The sequence below is a fragment of the Vibrio sp. 947 genome (assembly GCF_033339115.1).
Lineage (GTDB): Bacteria > Pseudomonadota > Gammaproteobacteria > Enterobacterales > Vibrionaceae > Vibrio > Vibrio alginolyticus.
In genome coordinates, this window is sequence record NZ_JAWOTX010000038.1 from 19,158 (window position 1) to 38,391 (window position 19,234).

A 19,234-nucleotide genomic window follows, 5' to 3' on the forward strand; every position below is an offset into this window, starting at 1 on the left:
GTCACTATTGATTCCGTTCAATGTCCAATTTTGCAATCCATGCCCGACTATTCATCCTGAATAACCGTTTCTTCTTCCTGAAGTTCACCAAGTCCGTGGTGTTTCCTGTTCCGTGTCAGCATCCTTCCGACAGGTTTAATATTACGTGTTTAACGATTTCCAACAACGGGCTAATCTCACATTTTTTAACTCTCTTAGCGTTCAAAAAAGATACATGAGTATTAAATTCAATGGCTTATGCGCGTTGCTGTACGGTTTTACCATTAAAAAAGAGAGGTTTGCTCAACCCTTTGTGAGAGATCTCGCACAAGGGGTCGAGCGAAAGACTCTTACTGCCCGATAGCGGCACCTTCACGTCTTGGATCCGCAGCGCCTTCAAGACCGTCTTTTGTTATGCGTATCGCATGCAGACCAGAGTTCAAATCTCGAACATCGGTTTTAAAACCCATCTTCTCCAGAGCTGGCTGTAAGCCCTCTGCGGCGGTACCTTGCTCAATATCTAAGGTGCCAAAACGGTTCAGCAATCGTGGCTGATTAATCGCGCTTTGGATGTCCATATCCCATTGCGTGTGGGCGATAATGGCTTGTGCGACGTAACCAATAATGCGGCTACCACCCGGTGAGCCAATAGCCATGTAAGGTTTGTCATCCTTCATCAAAATGGTCGGTGCCATGGAGGAGCGTGGGCGTTTTCCCGGTTCTAAGCGGTTCGCGATTGGCACACCATCTTGATGCGTGCGGAAAGAGAAATCGGTCAGTTCGTTGTTGAGCAAGAAGCCACGCACCATCAAGCGTGAGCCAAAGGCGTTCTCGATGGTTGTTGTCATTGAAACCACATTGCCTTGCTTATCGACGATATTGAAATGGCTGGTGGAAGGCAACTCGATCGATTGGTCCATGCTTAAGTTCATCGCGTGCGACCAAGGAGGGTTGCCGGCTTCAACCTTACTCAAGGCTTTACCGACTTGAATGAGCTCAGCACGTTGTTTGAGATAATCTTTATCAAGCAAGCCTTCGGTTGGCATTGGCACATAATCTTGGTCAGCCATGTACTTACCGCGATCCGCAAACGCAAGGCGCGATGCATCGGCGATCACTTGCCATGATTTTGCGCTTTCGGCTCCCCAACCTTTAAGATCGTATTGCTCGGTGATCGCGAGAATCTGTCCAACCGTCAATGCGCCAGAGCTAGGTGGTCCCATGCCGCAGATGTCATAGCTTTGGTAAGCCGCACAAACCGGTTCACGTTGCTTGATTTGGAACGCATCAAAGTCAGGTTGTGCCAATACGCCAGGATTGCCCGGTGCATTTTGTACGGTCTTGATGATGTCTGTGGCGATATCGCCTTGATAGAAAGCTTTTGCCCCTTGCTCTGCAATTGCCGTCAGAGTTTGCGCGTATTCAGGGTTCTTCAACAACGTGCCTTCGGTTTTTGGTGAGCCGTCTGGATTGAAGAAGTAAGCCTTAGTCGCAGGGAAGCGTGATAGGCGCTTAGTATCTTTCTCAATCAGACTCGCGAGGCGAGGACTGACTTCGAAACCTTGCTCAGCCAAGGTAATCACGGGTTGGATGATCTTCTTCCATTCCAACTTGCCGTATTTCTGGTGCGTGTCCCACAGCAGTTTCACTGTACCAGGAGTGGCAACGGAGCGCCCGCCGACAACCGCATCGTAAAATTGTAGGGGTTGTCCTTTTTCGTCTAAAAAGAGTTTCGGCGTCGCGGCGAGCGGTGCGGTTTCGCGTCCATCATACGTAGTCAGTTTTTGTTTCTCACTGTCCCAATAAACTAAGAAGGCGCCACCACCAATACCTGATGATTGCGGTTCTACCAAGCCCAGCATCAGCTGCACGGCAACCATAGCATCAATAGCATTACCACCTTGGGCAATAACATCCGCACCAGTTTGGGTTGCAATTGGGTTAGCAGCGGTAACCATATAATCTTTCGCTTTGACCAGTTGTTTTTGCTCGAAGCCAGTGCTGTGCTCCGGCGCAACCGCATCTGCTGCTTGGTTAGCAAAGGTTGGGGTAGATAAGACGAGTGGGGAAGTAAGAAAAAGACCCGTGGTCACGAGTCGGTTGAACGTCCAATGCATGATGACTCTCCATGTTGCCAGTTTTGTGCTTTGAGCTTGGCAGTTATGGAGAGTCACGTCGAGTCAGCAATCTTAGAAATGTCGATTGTGCTACGCTTTTAAATCAGTACTTTATCCGATAAAAGTATTGATAGTTTGGTATAGAATACTGCCGCCCACTAGAGTAAATACCACGCCGCATAGACCGTCGATGTAGATACCCGCTTGTTGCAATTTACGCTGTAAGCGCTGTGTCGACAGCATCCATGCAAGGCTAGAGAACCAGAATAGCGACAAGCCAAACAGGATGACCAGTGCAATACCTTTGCCAGTAATCGACATACCTGCTGGGACTAAACTCGACATCAAACTGACAAAGAACACCAGGGCTTTTGGGTTAAGAATGTTGGTCGCAAACCCTTTAGCAAACGCTTGACGCTTATTGCTGATCACTAGGTTATTTTGCTTCTTAGGTTGATCCGTCTGTGGGTTTTGGATCATCGAGATCACGGCACGCAATGCGCCAATTCCTAAGTAGAGCAGGTAACTACCACCGAGCAGTTGTACCACGGAATACAGCACTGGGTGCTGGTGGACGACAAAACTCACACCTGTCAGGCTGAACAAAGAGTGCAGCAAAATACCGACGGACAATCCCAACGCAATGTACAAGCCAGTTTGACGACCATGACGCGTCGCATTTTGTACGACCAGCGCAAAGTCCGGACCTGGACTCATTAGGGCAATAAAGTGAATGCTGGCGAGTGTCAGCAATATGGTGGATTCATTCATAACACATCTCAAATTTAACCAATGCGGCTATTGTCGTGGTAAGTCACCTGTGGCGCTTGTAAAAAACTGACAGCTTTCTCGGTAAATGAAATTAACGAGCCACTTGAGAAGGGGAAACGCCGTAGGTCTGTTTAAACGCTTTGCTGAAATGCGCTTGATCGTAGAAACCGATCTGGTGGGCGACGTCGGTACCACATTGACCAGCTTGCACTAACTTCATGCCTTGTTCAAGGCGCAGGCGTGCGAACCACGCATAAGGCGTCATGCCGGTTTGCGCTTTAAAGTGGCGCTGGAACTGAGTTGGGCTCAGATGGCACAGCTCTGAAAGTGAATCCAAACGCACCGCTTGGTCAAGGTTAGCCATTAGATAATCTTTTAACGTCCCAAGCGATTGGTTTCCTAGCGGCACCACTTTTTGTCGCTCAAGCGATCCGTAGCGATCAAAAAGTTGGTTAAATCCTTCAAAAGGAAGGCAATCTTTAGTGAGTTGGCTGAGGTTTTCACGACGAAGTAGCCCGTGTAAGTTACTAAGTTGTGAAAATATCTGGGGATCCGAGATGATCAGTTCGTTGAAGTGTATTATTTGACCGTTTTTCTTAAGATCGGCTAGATCGCTCAATAGGTGAGGTTCGATCGCAAACACATTTACTTCGTAGCCACTCTCGAGCTTAGATTGCCCGTCGTGCAGCTCATCCGGCGACATAATCACAATTTGCCCGTGACCAACTTGGTGGCTGTTACCTTGGTATTGGAACTTCTGCGCACCATGCGTGATCAGGCCGAGATGAAAATCCAGATGGTAATGCCTTTGAAAAGCAAATTTCTGGTATTTCGCCTCTATTAGACTCAAGTTGTCATGGTCGGTTGCGTAGTACTGAATATGTTCCATTAAATAAAAAAGCTTGGTCACATTATGACCAAGCTTATCTGGCAATTTCTAACTTGTCTTGTAAAAAACGATCACTGTGGCTGAACGATTCGGCGTGAGCGACGGTTATTACGTAATCCATCAAAGCTAAACACGACTAGTGCTCCCCAAATAAAGACGAAAGTGATCGCTTTATCCATGGTAAAGGGTTCGCCATACATCAATACTGCAAGTAAAAACATTAAGCTTGGGCCTATATATTGGAAAAAGCCCAAAGTCGATAATTTGAGTCTTGTTGCTGCACCCGTAAAGCACAGCAGTGGCAGGGTTGTTATAACCCCAGCTGCGATCAACAAACTATTTAACGTAAGTGGATTCGTAAGCATATTTGAGGTTGGTGTATCGGCAACAAAAAGCAAATAAACAGCGGCCACTGGCAGTAGAAGTAATGTCTCAATAAACAAGCCAGTTTTTGCATCGACACTGACTTTCTTTCTTAATAAGCCATAAAAGCCGAAGCTCATTGCTAACGCCATCGCAACAACGGGTACGGAGCCAAATACAATCAGTTGAACGAGTACGCCACAACCTGCCAATACAACCGCGAACCACTGTAATTTACGCAGTCGCTCACCAAGGAAGACCATCCCGAGTAAGACGTTGATCAGTGGATTAATGTAATAACCTAAGCTGGCGTCGAGCATATGATTCGAGTTTACCGCCCAAATGAAAATCAACCAATTGCCGCCAATTAACATGGAACTTGCGATCAGGTAAGCGATTTTCGTTTTGTCTTTCGCGATGTGGTAAGCCGAGCGCCAGTGACGGCCAAAATGGAGGAGTGCAGCAAGCAAAAAGAAAGACCATATCACTCGGTGGCTGAGAATTTCCAAAGGAGATACTTGTGCGATGGACTTAAAGTACATCGGCGCAATGCCCCACATGGTATACGCGCCAATCGCTAGCAAGATGCCTTGCCGCGCGCGTTGTTGTTCGTCTTCTGGTGTCATGAAGTGTCACCTAATTGTGTGTTTTATAGAGCAGAAAATCAGTATACGAGTCGTGATGCGAAACACCTAACAATTTGCGGTTTTATTCACCATGAAACCCCATTACAATGTGCCCTCACTTTGTGTGCCAGTGGTATGCATAAGCACCTCTTTTTTAAGACCCAATCTGAGACTTTTCATGACCTCGACCTTGTTAGCCGAACAATCTGATTCGCCTGTAACGCCTCAACGTGTGTTGGAGGATGTGTTTGGTTACCAAGAGTTCCGTGATGGTCAGCAATTAGTGATTGACGCCGCGATAGAAGGTCGCGACAGCTTAGTTATCCTGCCTACTGGTGGCGGTAAGTCGCTGTGTTATCAAATTCCTGCTTTGGTTCGCTCTGGTATTACTTTGGTGATTTCTCCGCTTATCTCGCTGATGAAAGACCAAGTGGACCAGCTTAAAGCCAACGGTGTAGCGGCTGAATGCATTAACTCGACCATGACTCGTGAAGAACTGCTCAGCGTGTATAACCGCATGCACACTGGTCATCTTAAGTTGGTGTACGTCTCACCAGAACGCGTATTGATGCGTGATTTCATTGAGCGCTTGGAAAACTTGCCGCTATCGATGATTGCTGTCGATGAAGCGCACTGTATTTCCCAGTGGGGACACGACTTCCGTCCAGAATATGCCGCGCTTGGTCAACTTAAGCAGCAGTTTTCCCATGTGCCATTTATGGCGCTGACGGCGACCGCAGATGACGCAACGCGCCGAGATATTCTTGAACGTCTGCAACTGAATAATCCAGAGGTTTACCTAGGCAGCTTCGACCGTCCTAACATTCGCTACAACTTAGTTGAGAAGCACAAGCCGGTTTCGCAAATCGTTCGTTATCTTGAAACCCAAAAGGGTAACTGCGGCATCATCTATTGTGGTAGCCGTAAGAAAGTTGAGATGGTGACCGAGAAGCTGTGCAACAACCACATTCGTGCTGCTGGTTATCACGCCGGTATGGACGCTGATGAGCGCGCTTACGTTCAAGAAGCTTTCCAACGTGATGACATCCAAATTGTAGTGGCGACCGTGGCATTCGGTATGGGCATCAACAAACCAAACGTGCGTTTTGTGGTTCACTTTGATATCCCGCGCAACATCGAGTCTTACTATCAGGAAACGGGTCGTGCAGGGCGTGATGGTCTACCTGCCGAAGCGATGATGTTGTATGACCCAGCGGACATCAGTTGGCTGCGTCGTATGTTGGATGAGAAAGACGATGGTCCACAGAAGCAGGTGGAAACCCACAAACTGAATGCGATGAGTGCCTTTGCTGAGGCGCAAACTTGTCGTCGTCAGGTGCTATTAAATTACTTTGGTGAGTATCGTGAGAAGCCATGTGGCAACTGTGATATTTGCTTAGATCCACCGAAGCACTTTGATGCAACAGAAGAAGCACGTAAGGCGTTGTCTTGTGTGTACCGAGTGAATCAGAGCTTTGGTATGGGCTACGTGGTGGAAGTGCTACGTGGCATGCAAAACATTCGTGTACGTGAAAATGGGCACGATAAGATTTCTACCTACGCGATAGGGCGCGATCACAGCCACGATTACTGGGTGAGTATCTTCCGTCAGTTAATCCACAAAGGGCTGTTGTTTCAAAACATCACGCGTAACTCAACGCTGCAATTAACCGAAGAGGCACGTCCGCTTTTGCGTGGCGATGTGACCCTAGAGTTAGCGGTTCCACGTTTAGACACCGCAGCACGTGCGGCTAAATCAGATAAACTGACCAGCAAGAACTACGACAAAAAGCTGTTTGCTAAGTTACGTAAGCTGCGTAAGTCGATTGCTGATGAAGATGGTTTGCCACCATACGTGGTCTTCAGTGACGCAACTTTGATTGATATGGCGGAAATTCTGCCAACGTCTTACGGCGAAATGCTGGCAGTCAGCGGTGTTGGTCAGCGCAAACTAGAGAAGTACGCCGACCCATTCCTCGATTTGATTCAAGAACACATTACTCACCACGGATAAGGAACCAAGATGCAAAAGGAATTTGGCTTAGCGGACTACATGGCACAAGAAGGGCGCTTAATCATTACCGCGCCGAGCTTTGACCTTGATAGCTTTCCTGCTTTAGGTGAGCGTTTAGTTAGTTTGCTTTCTGCTACTGTGGTGGAAAAGCAGTGGGATGCGGACATTCACTCTTGGCTGATCGACTTTGAAGGTTGCCGACTGTTTATGAAAGCAGAGCATTACAGCGAAGCGATTTGGTTTGAAGCGTTAGCGATTGAAGAGAGCAGGGAAGAGTTGGATTATCTTGCAGGGTTGTTCCAGCGCGGCTTCTAAAAATAGAATTTTTCTAGAGAGGGTGTTTCACATGAAACACCCTTTTTTATGCTTAAACGTTTGCGTCAAACAGACGACTTGCGGCGAAAAGTGGTTAATGTATAATCGCCCACCGCTTCGCTCAGAAAGAGCCAAGCCAGTTTATTTTTCATTTTACATTGTTGGTAAGAGCCACTTTATTCAGTGACTCGATTTGGGTTCCCTCACCCCCAAACCAAACTAAAAAGGTATCGCATGAGTAACTTTACCCCTGCGCAGCAGCGCAACGCCCTTATCTATCTGGTTCTATTCCACCTAGTCATTATTGCATCTAGCAATTACCTAGTTCAGCTACCGTTTACTATCTTCGGTTTCCATACCACTTGGGGTGCATTCACTTTCCCATTTATCTTCTTAGCGACTGACTTAACTGTGCGTATTTTCGGTGCTCAGTTGGCACGTAAGATCATCTTCTTAGTGATGTTGCCTGCTTTGGCAGTGTCTTACTTCTTATCGGTGGTGTTCTTCGAAGGTCAATTCCAAGGTTTTGGCCACCTAGGGGAATTTAACTTATTCGTTGCTCGTATCGCGATTGCTAGCTTCATGGCGTACCTACTTGGTCAGATCATGGATGTGCATGTGTTCAACCGCCTACGTCAAATGAAGCAATGGTGGGTGGCACCAACGTGTTCAACGCTTTTCGGTAATGCACTTGATACCATCGCTTTCTTCGCCATTGCGTTCTACCAAAGCCCAGATCCATTTATGGCTGAGCATTGGACGGAAATCGCGCTGGTGGATTACGGCTTCAAACTGATTATTAGTCTTGGTTTGTTCGTTCCTATGTATGGCGTACTACTGAATTACCTAATTAAGAAGCTGACTGCGGTGAACCCTGACTTTAAGGTGACCACAAGCGTTCAGTCTTAATATCAGTGGGAACCCCGAAAGCCGCTTGCTCAAATCAAGCGGCTTTTTTGTGCCTGTTTACTTGGGGTTAGAGGGTTTTGTACAGCATCATGGGGAGTAATTAGATCATGGGTGTCCAAAAGCTCCCTAAGCTGTACAAAGGTAAAAATGGAGTAATAAAAAAGGTCCCGAGTGAGACCTTTTTATCGAAGTTACGGAACGTAGAGGAAGCTAGTTGGTGAAATGGCTAACGGAGCATCTTCTCAATCAAAATGGCTTTTTGCGCATCGAAGGCGCCAAGTTGCAGGCCGTTCTCCCAACTGATGCTTTGATTGAACATCGCCAGCATCAAACCGACACTGCGTTGATTGGCGTCCTGCCAGCAATCAGATTCGCTGTACTCTCCATCATTTATCGCGTTGCCATTAACGAGAATGGGCTCGAAACGCCATTTTTCGCCGACACGGTAGTAGCCTTTACTGGTTAAGGTCTGGTTGGATTGAATCGTTAAAATGTGCTCGATGCCCGGCTCACCGGTTAATTCAAATACAAATCTTAGCTGGTGGTCGCCACATTGCAGCTCAACGATCAGTTGGCCGTTTTCCTCAATCAGTGTTGACTGAGAGTAGTCTCCGAAGCAGTGCAGCAACCAAGAAATAGGGTGACTGGCTGTTTCAAGAAACCACTCTTTGAGTGTGAAGGTGCCCGGTAGGTTAACTTGGGTGATTAGATTGACCACACAAGGTTGGGTTTGCGAGGTGAGCCATTTCTCTATCGTCTTGGCGGTCTCTAGCTGAGCAAAGGCGTAATTAACCAATAGGTTGGAGTTCGGTTGCTGCCAGTGAGTGATGTCGGAATTCAATCCCACCAATGGCTTTTCACAAATCAGCTTGGTTGAACCTAACGTCTTTATGATCTCTGCATGAGTATGCGCAGGTGTCGCGATGGTCACGACATCGAGTTGTTTGAGTGCGCTGATGTTCGTTTCTGCCTTTAGGATTGCTTCCTCACTGCACGCTTGCTGAAGCGGTTCTATTTGGTTGGCGCATAACGTTGTGACCGATACACCATTGTTTCGATAGTGGGGAATGTGCGTGCGTCCCCAGTTGATTCCTATGATGCCAGCTTGTTTGATTTGCTCTGGCTTGTTGAAACGTTCACTCAATGGCGGCAAGGCAATTCGTTCATCTGTTAGACGTTGGTCATGGTGATAATCATTGCTTGGCAGCACTTGCCATGGCTTGTTGTAATGCTGCTTGAGTGCACAAACGAGTTCGTAGAAATTCCACTTATCCTTTAAGTTGCTATCAAAATGGTATAAACCTGCTTCGTTCCGCTCAATAAGCTGCAAAAAGGCGAGTGCAGTATCGTCCATATGAGAAGTCGCGGGATACCAAACTGTACTAGCGGTAATAACGCCGTTCTCTTCATATTGGCGGTCGAGATGCGCCAACATGTTATTGCCTTCTGCTTGGTGATGGAGCTGCCAACCAATTCGAGCAATCATCGCATCTGGATTTGCTTGCCAGATTGCATCTTCACAACGAACTTTGTATTTGCCGTATTCATCTTGGGTGTTTCTTTCTTCAAAGATGCCATAAGGCCCATTTTTTGTGGCATCAAATACCATTGCTGTACTGACAAAAAGATAAGGAATGTTGCGCTGTTTGCAGTGCTCACCAAGCCACGCTGCCCACGCTTCACTCCCCATCGCCATGTGGCACACCGCATCAATGTGGTGCTGTTGCCAAAATTGCTCACTTTGCTGTGGATCATCTGGTGGGATTTGGTGGTGATTCCATTCCAATACGTTCCAGCCACGGAGGTGGAACTGATGAGCAACTTTAGGGGCGAGGGTGCCAGTTAAGCCAGTCATTAAAACGGTTTTCATTATGGTGCATCTTGGTTGGCTAAATCGTGCTTATCAATAAAGCATGGCTGTTTTTCGATGTAGAGCGGAGAAGCTGAGATTTTTGCTGGGCAGCACGTTTTGTAGGGGAAGTAGAAGCAAAAAAACCCAAGCGAACGCCTGGGCTTTAGTATTGTAAGGCAGTGATATTCGCTTATTTTGCTACGATATTTAATGGCCAGCCGATGTCTGTCTGACGGTTGGATTCAATTTCCAACTCAGCCGCAGTCAGTGGGTTTTTCTCTAGCCATTGCGCATCAATGTGTAACGTTAGATTGTCGCCTTCAACCGTTAGAGTCACATTTGGCTCTAGATCAGGATTGCGACGATGGCTGAGTAGAACCGCAAGACGCAACAGTCTCAATACTCGTTTGGCACTTGAGCCTGATAATGCATGCTGCTCAGGTAAAGAAGTGAGCTGTTCGCGATAGCGACGAGCCACTTCACCAATAAAGAACTTCTGCGCGCGCGTGTAACCAGGCAGATCCAAATTCTGCAGCAAGTAAGCACTATGCTCTCCGCCTTTTTTGAAATCGATAGTTAAACCAATTTCATGCAGTTTTGCGGCGGTCTCGAGTAATATCTTGCCCTGAGGCTCTGTAATCCACTCATCGCCCCCAGCTTGCTGTAAAAGCGTGTGTGCCAGAGTAGCGACTTGTTCGCCGTATTGGTGATCGAGCTGATAGCGATTTTGTACGCTAGCGATAGTGCGGGCACGAATGTCTTCTTGGCGAAGCTCTTCAACCATCTCATACACTAAGCCTTCGCGTAGTGCGCCGCCAGCGAGTGTCATAGCATCGATTTCAAGCAATTCAAAAACGGCAATCAAAATAGAGAGGCCACTAGGGAACACTAATGCCCGCTCAAGTGTTAAGCCTTCAATATCGAGTTCTTCTAAATGGTCGGCCAACATGGCTTGCTTCTGTAGACGTTTGAGCTTGGAGTGAGTGATTACTTCGTCCATGCCTTGCGCCAGCATTATCTCTTGCAATGCCTGAACAGTGCCTGATGCCCCAACACACACATCCCAACCAATTTCTGTATAACGTTCTAAAATCGGCTGGATGGTCTGTTTCGCTCCTTCAATTGCCGCGTCAAAGTTACGAGCATTCAATTGGCGATCTTTAAAGAAGTTTTCAAGCCAAGTCACGCAGCCCATTTTTAAGCTGGTCAGTGCTTTGGCTTCGAAACCTTCACCGATAATCAGTTCGGTACTTGCTCCACCGATATCGACTACAAGGCGACGACCACTACCGCCAGAGGTGTGAGCGACACCTTTATAGATAGTGGCAGCTTCTTCTTCACCAGTAATCACTTCGATAGGCTGGCCTAGAATTTGGTTAGCCTTTTCTAAAAACACATCTACATTGGTCGCGGTACGTAATGTTGCAGTACCGACGATGCGAATGTTTTGCTTAGGAATGTCCTGCAAGCGTTCCGCAAATAGACTTAAGCAGTCCCATCCTCGCTGCATAGCTTCCATACTAAGAGAATTATGTTCATCTAAGCCCGCTGCTAGACGAACTTTGCGCTTAATTTTAGCCATTGTTTGAACGCTGCCATCGATGTGACGCACAACGAGCATGTGAAAACTGTTCGACCCGAGGTCGATGGCGGCATATAGCGGTGATGATCCTGCTTGACTCATAAACGAACTCAGTTTCCTATTACGATTGTTTTGGTGCCGATTGACGCGGTTGGCGTGGACGACGTCCCTGCGGCTTACGGTTACCAGAACGGGTACCGCCAGTATTCGTGCGGCGCTGTTGGTTGCGTGGTGCACGCATACGAATCGGAGCCGGTAGATCTTGAATCAGTGCCGACGAATCGTACTCTGAAACTGGGATTGTATGCTCAATGTATTCTTCGATTGCTGGTAGGTTAACCGCGTACTCTTCACAAGCAAAACTGATCGAATGACCGCTCGCACCAGCGCGACCAGTACGGCCAATACGGTGAACATAATCTTCACAGTCGTCAGGAAGGTCGTAGTTGAAAACGTGCGTTACCTGAGGAATATGCAGGCCACGCGCTGCAACGTCAGTTGCAACTAGGATGTCGACATCACCTTTGGTGAATTGCTCAAGAATCTTCTCACGCTTCTTCTGCGGTACATCGCCAGTAAGAAGGCCTACACGGTGTCCATCGGCAGCCAAATGACCCCAAACCGATTCACACTTATGCTTGGTATTGGCAAAAATGATAGCGCGATCTGGCCACTCTTCTTCAATTAGTGTTTGAAGCAGCGCCATTTTGTCTTCATTCGAAGGATAGAAAAGCTCTTCCTGGATACGGTGGCCAGTTTTTTGTTCTGGTTCGACAACGACATGCTCAGGAGTATTCATGTGTTCGAATGCCAGTTCTTGAACGCGGTAAGACAGCGTTGCTGAGAACAGCATGTTCAAACGCTCTTTTGGCTCAGGCATACGACGGAACAAGAAGCGAATGTCTTTAATAAAGCCAAGATCGAACATGCGGTCGGCTTCGTCCAGAACAACAGCTTGAATGTTGTTGAGGTTAAATACGCGCTGTTTGTAGAAATCGATGATACGGCCTGTTGTTCCGATCAGAATATCTACGCCGTCTTGCAGTTTCGCAAGTTGCTTGTCGTAGCTTTCACCACCGTAAGCTAGAGCGGTTTTTAGACCTGTGCTTTCAGTTAATGATTCTGCATCATTGTAAATCTGAATAGCGAGCTCACGTGTTGGCGCCATAATAATTGCGCGTGGCTGTGTAGGCTTACGACCTTCATGTTCCGGAGTCGTCAGAAGGTGGTTGAACGTAGCAGTAAGAAACGCGAGCGTTTTACCAGTACCCGTTTGGGCCTGGCCTGCGATGTCTTGGCCGGTGAGCAGGACCGGCAACGCCAAGGCTTGGATAGGGGTACAAAATTCGAACCCTTTTTTGTCCAATCCTTCAATAACTTGGGGCTTTAAGCCCAAATCGGCGAACTTTTGCTCTGTGATATGCGTCTTTTTCATGGCTATAGAATATCAGCTAAAGCTTGCAATACGAAAGTAAATACATTCCAATAGGGCATCTAATTACTGGTTATCATCCAACCAGTTTCGAAAAACACATTGGAGTGGAAGATGAGTGATAAGATTTTGCAGCTAACTGATGACGGTTTTGAAAACGATGTAATCAACGCTGCAGGCCCGGTTCTAGTGGATTTTTGGGCAGAATGGTGTGGTCCTTGTAAAATGATCGCTCCTATTTTGGACGAAATCGCAGACGAGTACGAAGGCAAACTCACTATCGGTAAACTAAACATCGACCATAACGCAGGTACACCACCTAAGTTTGGTATTCGCGGCATTCCAACGCTATTACTATTTAAAGATGGTAACGTAGCGGCAACGAAAGTAGGTGCTCTGTCTAAAACTCAACTAAAAGAGTTCCTAGACGCAAACTTATAATCACCAAGTGATTACAGATAAAACCGTGCAAAGTTACAATGCACGGTTTTGTTTTTCTAACTCTGGACTAGAATACTAATTAGTGCTAACTTATCGCGCGTTAATTGAACAAATTTCTCTTCTTGGTCGATCCTGAGACCAAATCCATCTTAACTAGAAAACAGATCTTATTTTGACTAAACAAGAATCCACCACCATGAACCTTACCGAACTGAAGAACAGACCTGTGTCTGACCTTGTAAAACTGGGCGAAAGCTTAGGATTAGAGAACCTAGCTCGCTTAAGAAAACAAGACATCATCTTCGCGATTTTAAAAGCGCACGCTAAAGGCGGCGAAGACATCTTTGGCGATGGGGTTCTGGAAATTCTGCAAGACGGCTTTGGTTTCCTACGCAGTGCAGATAGTTCATACCTTGCGGGTCCGGACGATATCTACGTATCACCAAGTCAGATTCGTCGCTTTAACCTACGTACTGGTGACTCTATCGCTGGTAAAATTCGTCCACCAAAAGACGGTGAACGTTACTTTGCCCTTCTAAAAGTCAATACCGTTAACGACGATAAACCAGACAACGCCCGTAACAAGATCCTATTTGAAAACCTTACCCCTCTACATGCGAATGAGCGCATGGTTATGGAGCGTGGTAACGGTTCAACAGAAGACATTACAGCACGTGTTTTAGACTTGGCATCGCCAATCGGTAAAGGTCAACGTGGTCTGATTGTTGCTCCGCCTAAAGCGGGTAAAACAATGCTTCTGCAAAACATCGCGCAAAGCATCGCGTACAACCACCCAGAGTGTGAGTTGATGGTTCTTCTTATCGACGAACGTCCAGAAGAAGTAACTGAGATGCAGCGCCTAGTTAAAGGTGAAGTGGTTGCGTCGACTTTCGATGAGCCAGCATCTCGTCACGTACAAGTAGCGGAAATGGTGATCGAGAAAGCAAAACGTCTTGTTGAACATAAGAAAGACGTGGTTATCTTGCTTGACTCTATCACTCGTCTAGCTCGTGCTTACAACACCGTAGTGCCTTCATCAGGTAAAGTACTAACTGGTGGTGTGGATGCAAACGCATTACATCGTCCTAAGCGTTTCTTCGGTGCTGCACGTAACGTAGAAGAAGGCGGCAGCCTAACTATCATCGCAACGGCACTAGTAGATACTGGTTCTAAAATGGATGAAGTTATCTACGAAGAGTTCAAGGGTACAGGTAACATGGAACTGCACTTGAACCGTAAGATTGCTGAGAAGCGTGTATTCCCTGCGATTGACTTCAACCGCTCAGGTACACGTCGTGAAGAGCTACTGACGAAGACTGACGAACTACAGAAGATGTGGATTCTGCGTAAGATCGTTCACCCAATGGGTGAAATCGACGCAATGGAATTCCTAATCGATAAGCTAGCGATGACGAAGACCAACGATGAGTTCTTCGATGCGATGCGTCGTCAATAGTCTCAAATAAGTGATTCTGCGAAAAGCCACTGTATATCGGTGGCTTTTTTATTGCTTTCTCCCGATAGAAGTATCAGAATGAAGGAAATGTTATCGGGAGGTTAACATGCAACAAGGAATGTTGTCGTCATTACTCCTGAGCTTGTCACTTATCACTCTACCTGCGACATTATCTGCCAAGGAAATGCATGAGTCTGTAGTAGAGCAGTGGCTTCAGGATACTCAAATACAGGCTAAAGTCTCTGAACTGCTTGATTACGCTGTCAGAGATGAAGTCGACTCGCTTAAATTTGCCCTTGATCGACTTGCTTTGCCTCAACAAGAGGTGGTGCGCTTTCAATTGTTGGAAAAGCTTGAAAAGCAAGATGTGATTCTCACGCCTCGAATGGCTCTGTTTGTTGAGTCCCAGATCCGTATGACCCCGACTTATCAAGTGTTAGAGCGAGGTGATGGGTATGAATTTAGTGTACCCGCTTTTAACTTTCCCGTTATTGCGAGTCGCTTGATTAAGCGTTGGAAACAAGACCAAAGTACCTTGGACTTTGTCTTACAAGCTGAACGAAGAGAGCTTAACTTAAAGCAATGGCTTACAGGGCCATCTCAACAAGCTCAAGCACGTGAAGCGCTTTTGATTCGAGAGTTAGACAGCTTATCACCCAATGCGCTTGCTGCATTAACGGCCCAGTTAACCAAAGCAAATGTGACCAGTTGGTTACCCTCGACGGCCGTGATAGTCAGGTTGGCACAAGTTAGTCAGGATGAGGAAGTGTACAACTTACTCTGGCGGATGAAAGCCGATTACAACAGCCAGTCCGAACTTGAGCGTTTAGCTGCGGTTGGAGACGTTTTTTCCATTCAGCAATTGATGAATGCCACAGTTAACCCATCACTCAAGCCAGAAGCTATTAGTCTACTTACAAAATCTAACCCTCTATCTCCGCAAGTAAAGCAGTTTCTAGTTAGAAAAATGGCGTTATCAGAAGAAGCAACCATGGTTGCTCGAGAGCTTGCTCAACAAGGGCATCAAACCTGGTTGGAAGAGTTAGTATCTTCGAACCATCAGATAAAGACTCGGCAGATTGAACAAGTATTAAAGTAATCTTGCTCACATACCCACACAAAATAGGAGGATCTTAGAGTCCTCCTATTTGTTATACTGCGGACAGTTTAATCAGCCAGCATGAAGGCCTATGAGTTTTAAGGATTTACGCGAATTTATCGACCACCTAGAACAGAAAGGTCGACTTAAACGCATCACTCACCCTGTCGATCCCGCTTATGAAATGACAGAAATCAGCGACCGCACCTTGCGTGCTGGTGGACCTGCGCTGTTGTTTGAGAACCCAATCGGCTACGACGTACCTGTTTTGACTAACCTGTTTGGTACACCAGAGCGTGTCGCAATCGGTATGGGACGTGAAGATGTTAAGGAATTAAGAGAAGTCGGTAAGCTGCTGGCTTATTTAAAAGAACCTGAGCCACCAAAAGGCTTCAAAGACGCTTTAGAAAAACTGCCTGTGTTCAAACAAGTATTGAACATGCCGGCTAAGCGTTTACGTAAAGCACCATGCCAAGACATTGTTTGGCAAGGTGATGAAGTCGACTTGGATAAAATTCCGGTAATGAGCTGCTGGGCAGAAGATGTAGCGCCGCTGCTTACTTGGGGCTTAACCGTAACCAAAGGTCCAAGTAAGAAACGTCAAAACCTAGGCATTTACCGTCAGCAGAAAATTGCCAAGAACAAAATCATCATGCGTTGGTTAGCCCATCGTGGTGGTGCGCTTGATCTGCGCGATTGGATGGAAACCAACCCAGGTAAACCTTTCCCAGTTTCGGTCGCGTTTGGTGCAGACCCAGCAACCATTCTTGGTGCAGTAACACCAGTGCCAGATACGCTATCGGAATACGCATTTGCAGGTTTGCTACGTGGAAGCAAAACGGAAGTCGTGAAGTCAGTCAGCAACGATTTGGAAGTGCCAGCGAGCGCGGAAATCGTGATGGAAGGCTATATCGACCCGAACGAGTTTGCTGATGAAGGTCCTTATGGTGACCACACTGGCTACTATAACGAAAAAGAAAAGCACCACGTATTTACTATTACGCACATTACTATGCGTAAAGACCCTATTTATCACAGCACCTACACAGGTCGTCCGCCAGATGAACCAGCTGTATTGGGTGTGGCATTAAACGAAGTGTTTGTGCCTATTCTGCAAAAGCAATTCCCAGAGATTGAAGACTTCTATCTTCCGCCAGAAGGTTGTTCGTACCGAATGGCCGTCGTCACCATGAAGAAGCAGTACCCAGGACATGCTAAGCGCGTAATGATGGGCGTGTGGTCTTTCTTACGTCAATTCATGTATACCAAGTTTGTTATTGTGTGCGATGAATCGGTAAACGCACGAGATTGGAATGATGTCGTGAAAGCCATGTCAGAGCATATGGACCCTGTACGTGATACCTTGATGATAGATAACACGCCAATTGACTCGCTCGACTTTGCTTCACCAGTGGTTGGGCTTGGCTCCAAAATGGGTTTGGATGCGACCATTAAATGGGATGCCGAGCTGGCGACGCGAACCGAGGTCACTGAGCGAGACAGCAAAGCGATTACCGAAGCAGAACTAAATGAGTTGAAACAGCAACGCCCTGAGATTGTTGACGTCTATCTTCCAGTTACAGCAAACAACCAATTTGCTGTCGTGACTATGAAGAAAGACCAAGCTGGTCAATCCCAAGAATTGATGGAACATCTATGGGGCTTCTTTGCTCAGTACACGGATAACAAATTCATCATTTTGTGCGACGATGACGTTAATGCACGAGATTGGAATGACATCATTTGGGCGGTGACAACTCGAATGGACCCAGATAGAGACACGATTCAAGTGCTTGGTAAGACTGAGAGTTCATCCAAATTAGGACTGGATGCGACCAACAAGTTCGAATCTGAAGTCACGCGCGAGTGGGGCACGCCTATCAAAAAAGATCCTAAACTTGTGGCTAAAGTCGATGAGATTTGGGACCAGTTAGGTATTCTATGAGTCATCAAGTCCACCTTCTACCAATGGACGTTACGTTCCAAGTAAAAGAAGGGGAGACGGTGTTGGAAGCTGCGCTCAACAACAATATTCGCTTCCCACACCGTTGCCAAGTTGGCGCTTGCGCCATGTGTATGTGTAAAAAGCTAACGGGCGAGGTGAGTTACCACCTCGAACCGATGCTAACCGAAAAAGAGCAACAGCAAGGTTGGATATTCCCTTGCCAAGCCTATACAGAAAGTAATTTAGTGCTTACTTTTGATGAGTAAGCGAGAGGAACACCATGACCATCCAATGTAAAGTAAAGTCTATTCAGCCGTTAGCTTGTAATACTTACCAAATCCTTCTTCATCCAGAATCACCAGTGCCTTTTAAAGCGGGTCAGTACCTAATGGTGGTGATGGGTGAAAAAGACAAACGTCCTTTCTCTATCGCAAGCAGCCCTTGTCGTCATGAAGGTGAACTTGAACTGCACATCGGTGCGGCGGAACACAACGCTTATGCACAAGAAGTTGTCGAAGCAATGCAAGCGGCGCTTGAAACTGATGGTCAGATTGAAATTGATGCGCCACATGGCGATGCTTGGGTTCAAGAAGAAAGCGAACGCCCATTATTATTAATTGCTGGTGGTACAGGCTTCAGTTACGTTCGCTCGATTCTGGATCACTGCGTAGCGCAGAATAAAACCAATCCTATCTATTTATATTGGGGGGCGCGCGATAACTGCCAGCTTTATGCTAAAGACGAACTGGTCGAGATTGCCGACAAGTTTGCCAATGTTCACTTTGTGCCAGTAGTAGAAGAAGCTCCTGCAGACTGGCAAGGTAAAGTTGGTAACGTGCTACAAGCTGTAGCTGAAGATTTCGAAAGCTTAGAAAACTACGATATCTATATTGCAGGTCGTTTTGAAATGGCTGGCGCAGCACGTGAACAGTTCACTCAGAACAAGAAAGCGAAGAGCGAACGTATGTTCGCAGACGCGTACGCATTCATTTAAATACGGCTTTTAAGGCAGAAAAAGAGGTTTTTTTACCCTCTTTTTTGCTTTTTTGATGAAATAGTCATCGAACAGTCAGTTTTTTCCATTTTTTTTCAAAAAAGGGTTGCGAACGGATCTGAGTTCCCTATAATGCGCATCCACCGACACGGCAGACGCGATAAGGCTTCAGCAGGGTCGGAGAGGTGAAAGCTTCTACGAAAAATAAAATTGAAAAAGTGTTTGACACTGTCAATTAAATCGCTAGAATGCACCTCCGCTTTGAGAGAAAAACTTCTCGCAAAGCAAGCTCTTTAACAATATAGACCTATCAATCTGTGTGGGCACTCGTTGATGATAATCCAATTAGATATTTCTTTCTTAACGGAAAGCGGTATCAAATTAGGTTTCAATGAAACGAAGTGACCATTGAATCGAAAGATTCAGCACAGTCAATTCAAACATTACTTA

16 protein-coding genes are annotated in these 19,234 nt (G+C 46.6%); 9 read left to right on the forward strand and 7 right to left on the reverse strand.

Annotation, left to right across the window (positions count from 1 at the left end; all coding sequences use genetic code 11):
- Positions 1-329: 329 nt before the first annotated feature.
- From ggt to rarD, 4 genes are all read right to left on the reverse strand, one after another.
- The gene (ggt, locus tag R7Q39_RS27415) at positions 330-2,096 is read right to left on the reverse strand and encodes a gamma-glutamyltransferase (protein WP_213908267.1); all 1,767 of its coding nucleotides are present in this window, start codon (positions 2,094-2,096) and stop codon (positions 330-332) included.
- A gap of 111 nt (positions 2,097-2,207) precedes the next feature.
- Positions 2,208-2,867, reverse strand: a complete 660-nt coding sequence (locus tag R7Q39_RS27420) for a LysE family translocator (RefSeq protein WP_017633799.1) — start codon at positions 2,865-2,867, stop codon at positions 2,208-2,210.
- A 91-nt stretch (positions 2,868-2,958) separates the two neighbouring features.
- Positions 2,959-3,756, reverse strand: a complete 798-nt coding sequence (locus tag R7Q39_RS27425) for an AraC family transcriptional regulator (protein WP_318077117.1) — start codon at positions 3,754-3,756, stop codon at positions 2,959-2,961.
- 71 nt (positions 3,757-3,827) lie between these two features.
- Entirely contained in the window at positions 3,828-4,745 is a 918-nt protein-coding gene (gene rarD / locus R7Q39_RS27430) for an EamA family transporter RarD (RefSeq protein ID WP_005382912.1), read from the reverse strand.
- Between the two features lie 178 nt (positions 4,746-4,923).
- On the opposite strand from rarD, the gene recQ reads away from it, so the two are divergent.
- The 3 genes from recQ to R7Q39_RS27445 all read left to right on the forward strand — a co-directional run bounded on the left by recQ (position 4,924) and on the right by R7Q39_RS27445 (position 7,983).
- Complete coding sequence (recQ, locus tag R7Q39_RS27435; protein ID WP_062730803.1) at positions 4,924-6,759, forward strand: ATP-dependent DNA helicase RecQ; 1,836 nt, start codon at positions 4,924-4,926, stop codon at positions 6,757-6,759.
- Positions 6,760-6,768: 9 nt separating this feature from the next.
- Positions 6,769-7,074 (forward strand): DUF3630 family protein, encoded by a 306-nt coding sequence (locus R7Q39_RS27440; protein WP_017633801.1) that lies wholly within the window; start codon positions 6,769-6,771, stop codon positions 7,072-7,074.
- 234 nt (positions 7,075-7,308) lie between these two features.
- Complete coding sequence (locus R7Q39_RS27445; protein ID WP_005378770.1) at positions 7,309-7,983, forward strand: 7-cyano-7-deazaguanine/7-aminomethyl-7-deazaguanine transporter; 675 nt, start codon at positions 7,309-7,311, stop codon at positions 7,981-7,983.
- Positions 7,984-8,209: 226 nt separating this feature from the next.
- Here the strand turns inward: R7Q39_RS27445 and R7Q39_RS27450 are convergent, their stop codons facing one another.
- The 3 genes from R7Q39_RS27450 to rhlB form a co-directional block, all read right to left on the reverse strand.
- Positions 8,210-9,853 (reverse strand): sugar nucleotide-binding protein, encoded by a 1,644-nt coding sequence (locus R7Q39_RS27450; protein ID WP_053306515.1) that lies wholly within the window; start codon positions 9,851-9,853, stop codon positions 8,210-8,212.
- A gap of 172 nt (positions 9,854-10,025) precedes the next feature.
- Positions 10,026-11,519, reverse strand: a complete 1,494-nt coding sequence (gppA, locus tag R7Q39_RS27455) for a guanosine-5'-triphosphate,3'-diphosphate diphosphatase (RefSeq protein WP_005382885.1) — start codon at positions 11,517-11,519, stop codon at positions 10,026-10,028.
- Between the two features lie 19 nt (positions 11,520-11,538).
- Complete coding sequence (rhlB, locus tag R7Q39_RS27460) at positions 11,539-12,852, reverse strand: ATP-dependent RNA helicase RhlB (RefSeq protein WP_054577300.1); 1,314 nt, start codon at positions 12,850-12,852, stop codon at positions 11,539-11,541.
- Between the two features lie 111 nt (positions 12,853-12,963).
- On the opposite strand from rhlB, the gene trxA reads away from it, so the two are divergent.
- The 6 genes from trxA (at position 12,964) to fre (ending at position 18,784) form a co-directional block, all read left to right on the forward strand.
- The gene (gene trxA / locus R7Q39_RS27465; RefSeq protein WP_004745500.1) at positions 12,964-13,290 is read left to right on the forward strand and encodes a thioredoxin TrxA; all 327 of its coding nucleotides are present in this window, start codon (positions 12,964-12,966) and stop codon (positions 13,288-13,290) included.
- A gap of 196 nt (positions 13,291-13,486) precedes the next feature.
- Positions 13,487-14,746: a transcription termination factor Rho gene (gene rho / locus R7Q39_RS27470; protein WP_005378757.1), complete on the forward strand. Its 1,260-nt coding sequence runs from the start codon at positions 13,487-13,489 to the stop codon at positions 14,744-14,746.
- Positions 14,747-14,852: 106 nt separating this feature from the next.
- A complete protein-coding gene (locus R7Q39_RS27475; RefSeq protein ID WP_017821790.1) occupies positions 14,853-15,845 on the forward strand; it encodes a hypothetical protein in 993 nt (330 codons plus the stop codon).
- A gap of 91 nt (positions 15,846-15,936) precedes the next feature.
- On the forward strand, positions 15,937-17,790 hold the full coding sequence (ubiD, locus tag R7Q39_RS27480) for a 4-hydroxy-3-polyprenylbenzoate decarboxylase (protein WP_065274955.1): 1,854 nt from the start codon (positions 15,937-15,939) through the stop codon (positions 17,788-17,790).
- Positions 17,787-18,056 (forward strand): 2Fe-2S iron-sulfur cluster-binding protein, encoded by a 270-nt coding sequence (locus R7Q39_RS27485; protein WP_009696789.1) that lies wholly within the window; start codon positions 17,787-17,789, stop codon positions 18,054-18,056. The genes ubiD and R7Q39_RS27485 overlap by 4 nt, the downstream gene beginning before the upstream one ends.
- Before the next feature lie 14 nt (positions 18,057-18,070).
- Positions 18,071-18,784, forward strand: coding sequence for an NAD(P)H-flavin reductase (fre, locus tag R7Q39_RS27490; RefSeq protein ID WP_005382872.1), 714 nt, complete (start codon positions 18,071-18,073; stop codon positions 18,782-18,784).
- Positions 18,785-19,234 lie beyond the last annotated feature (450 nt).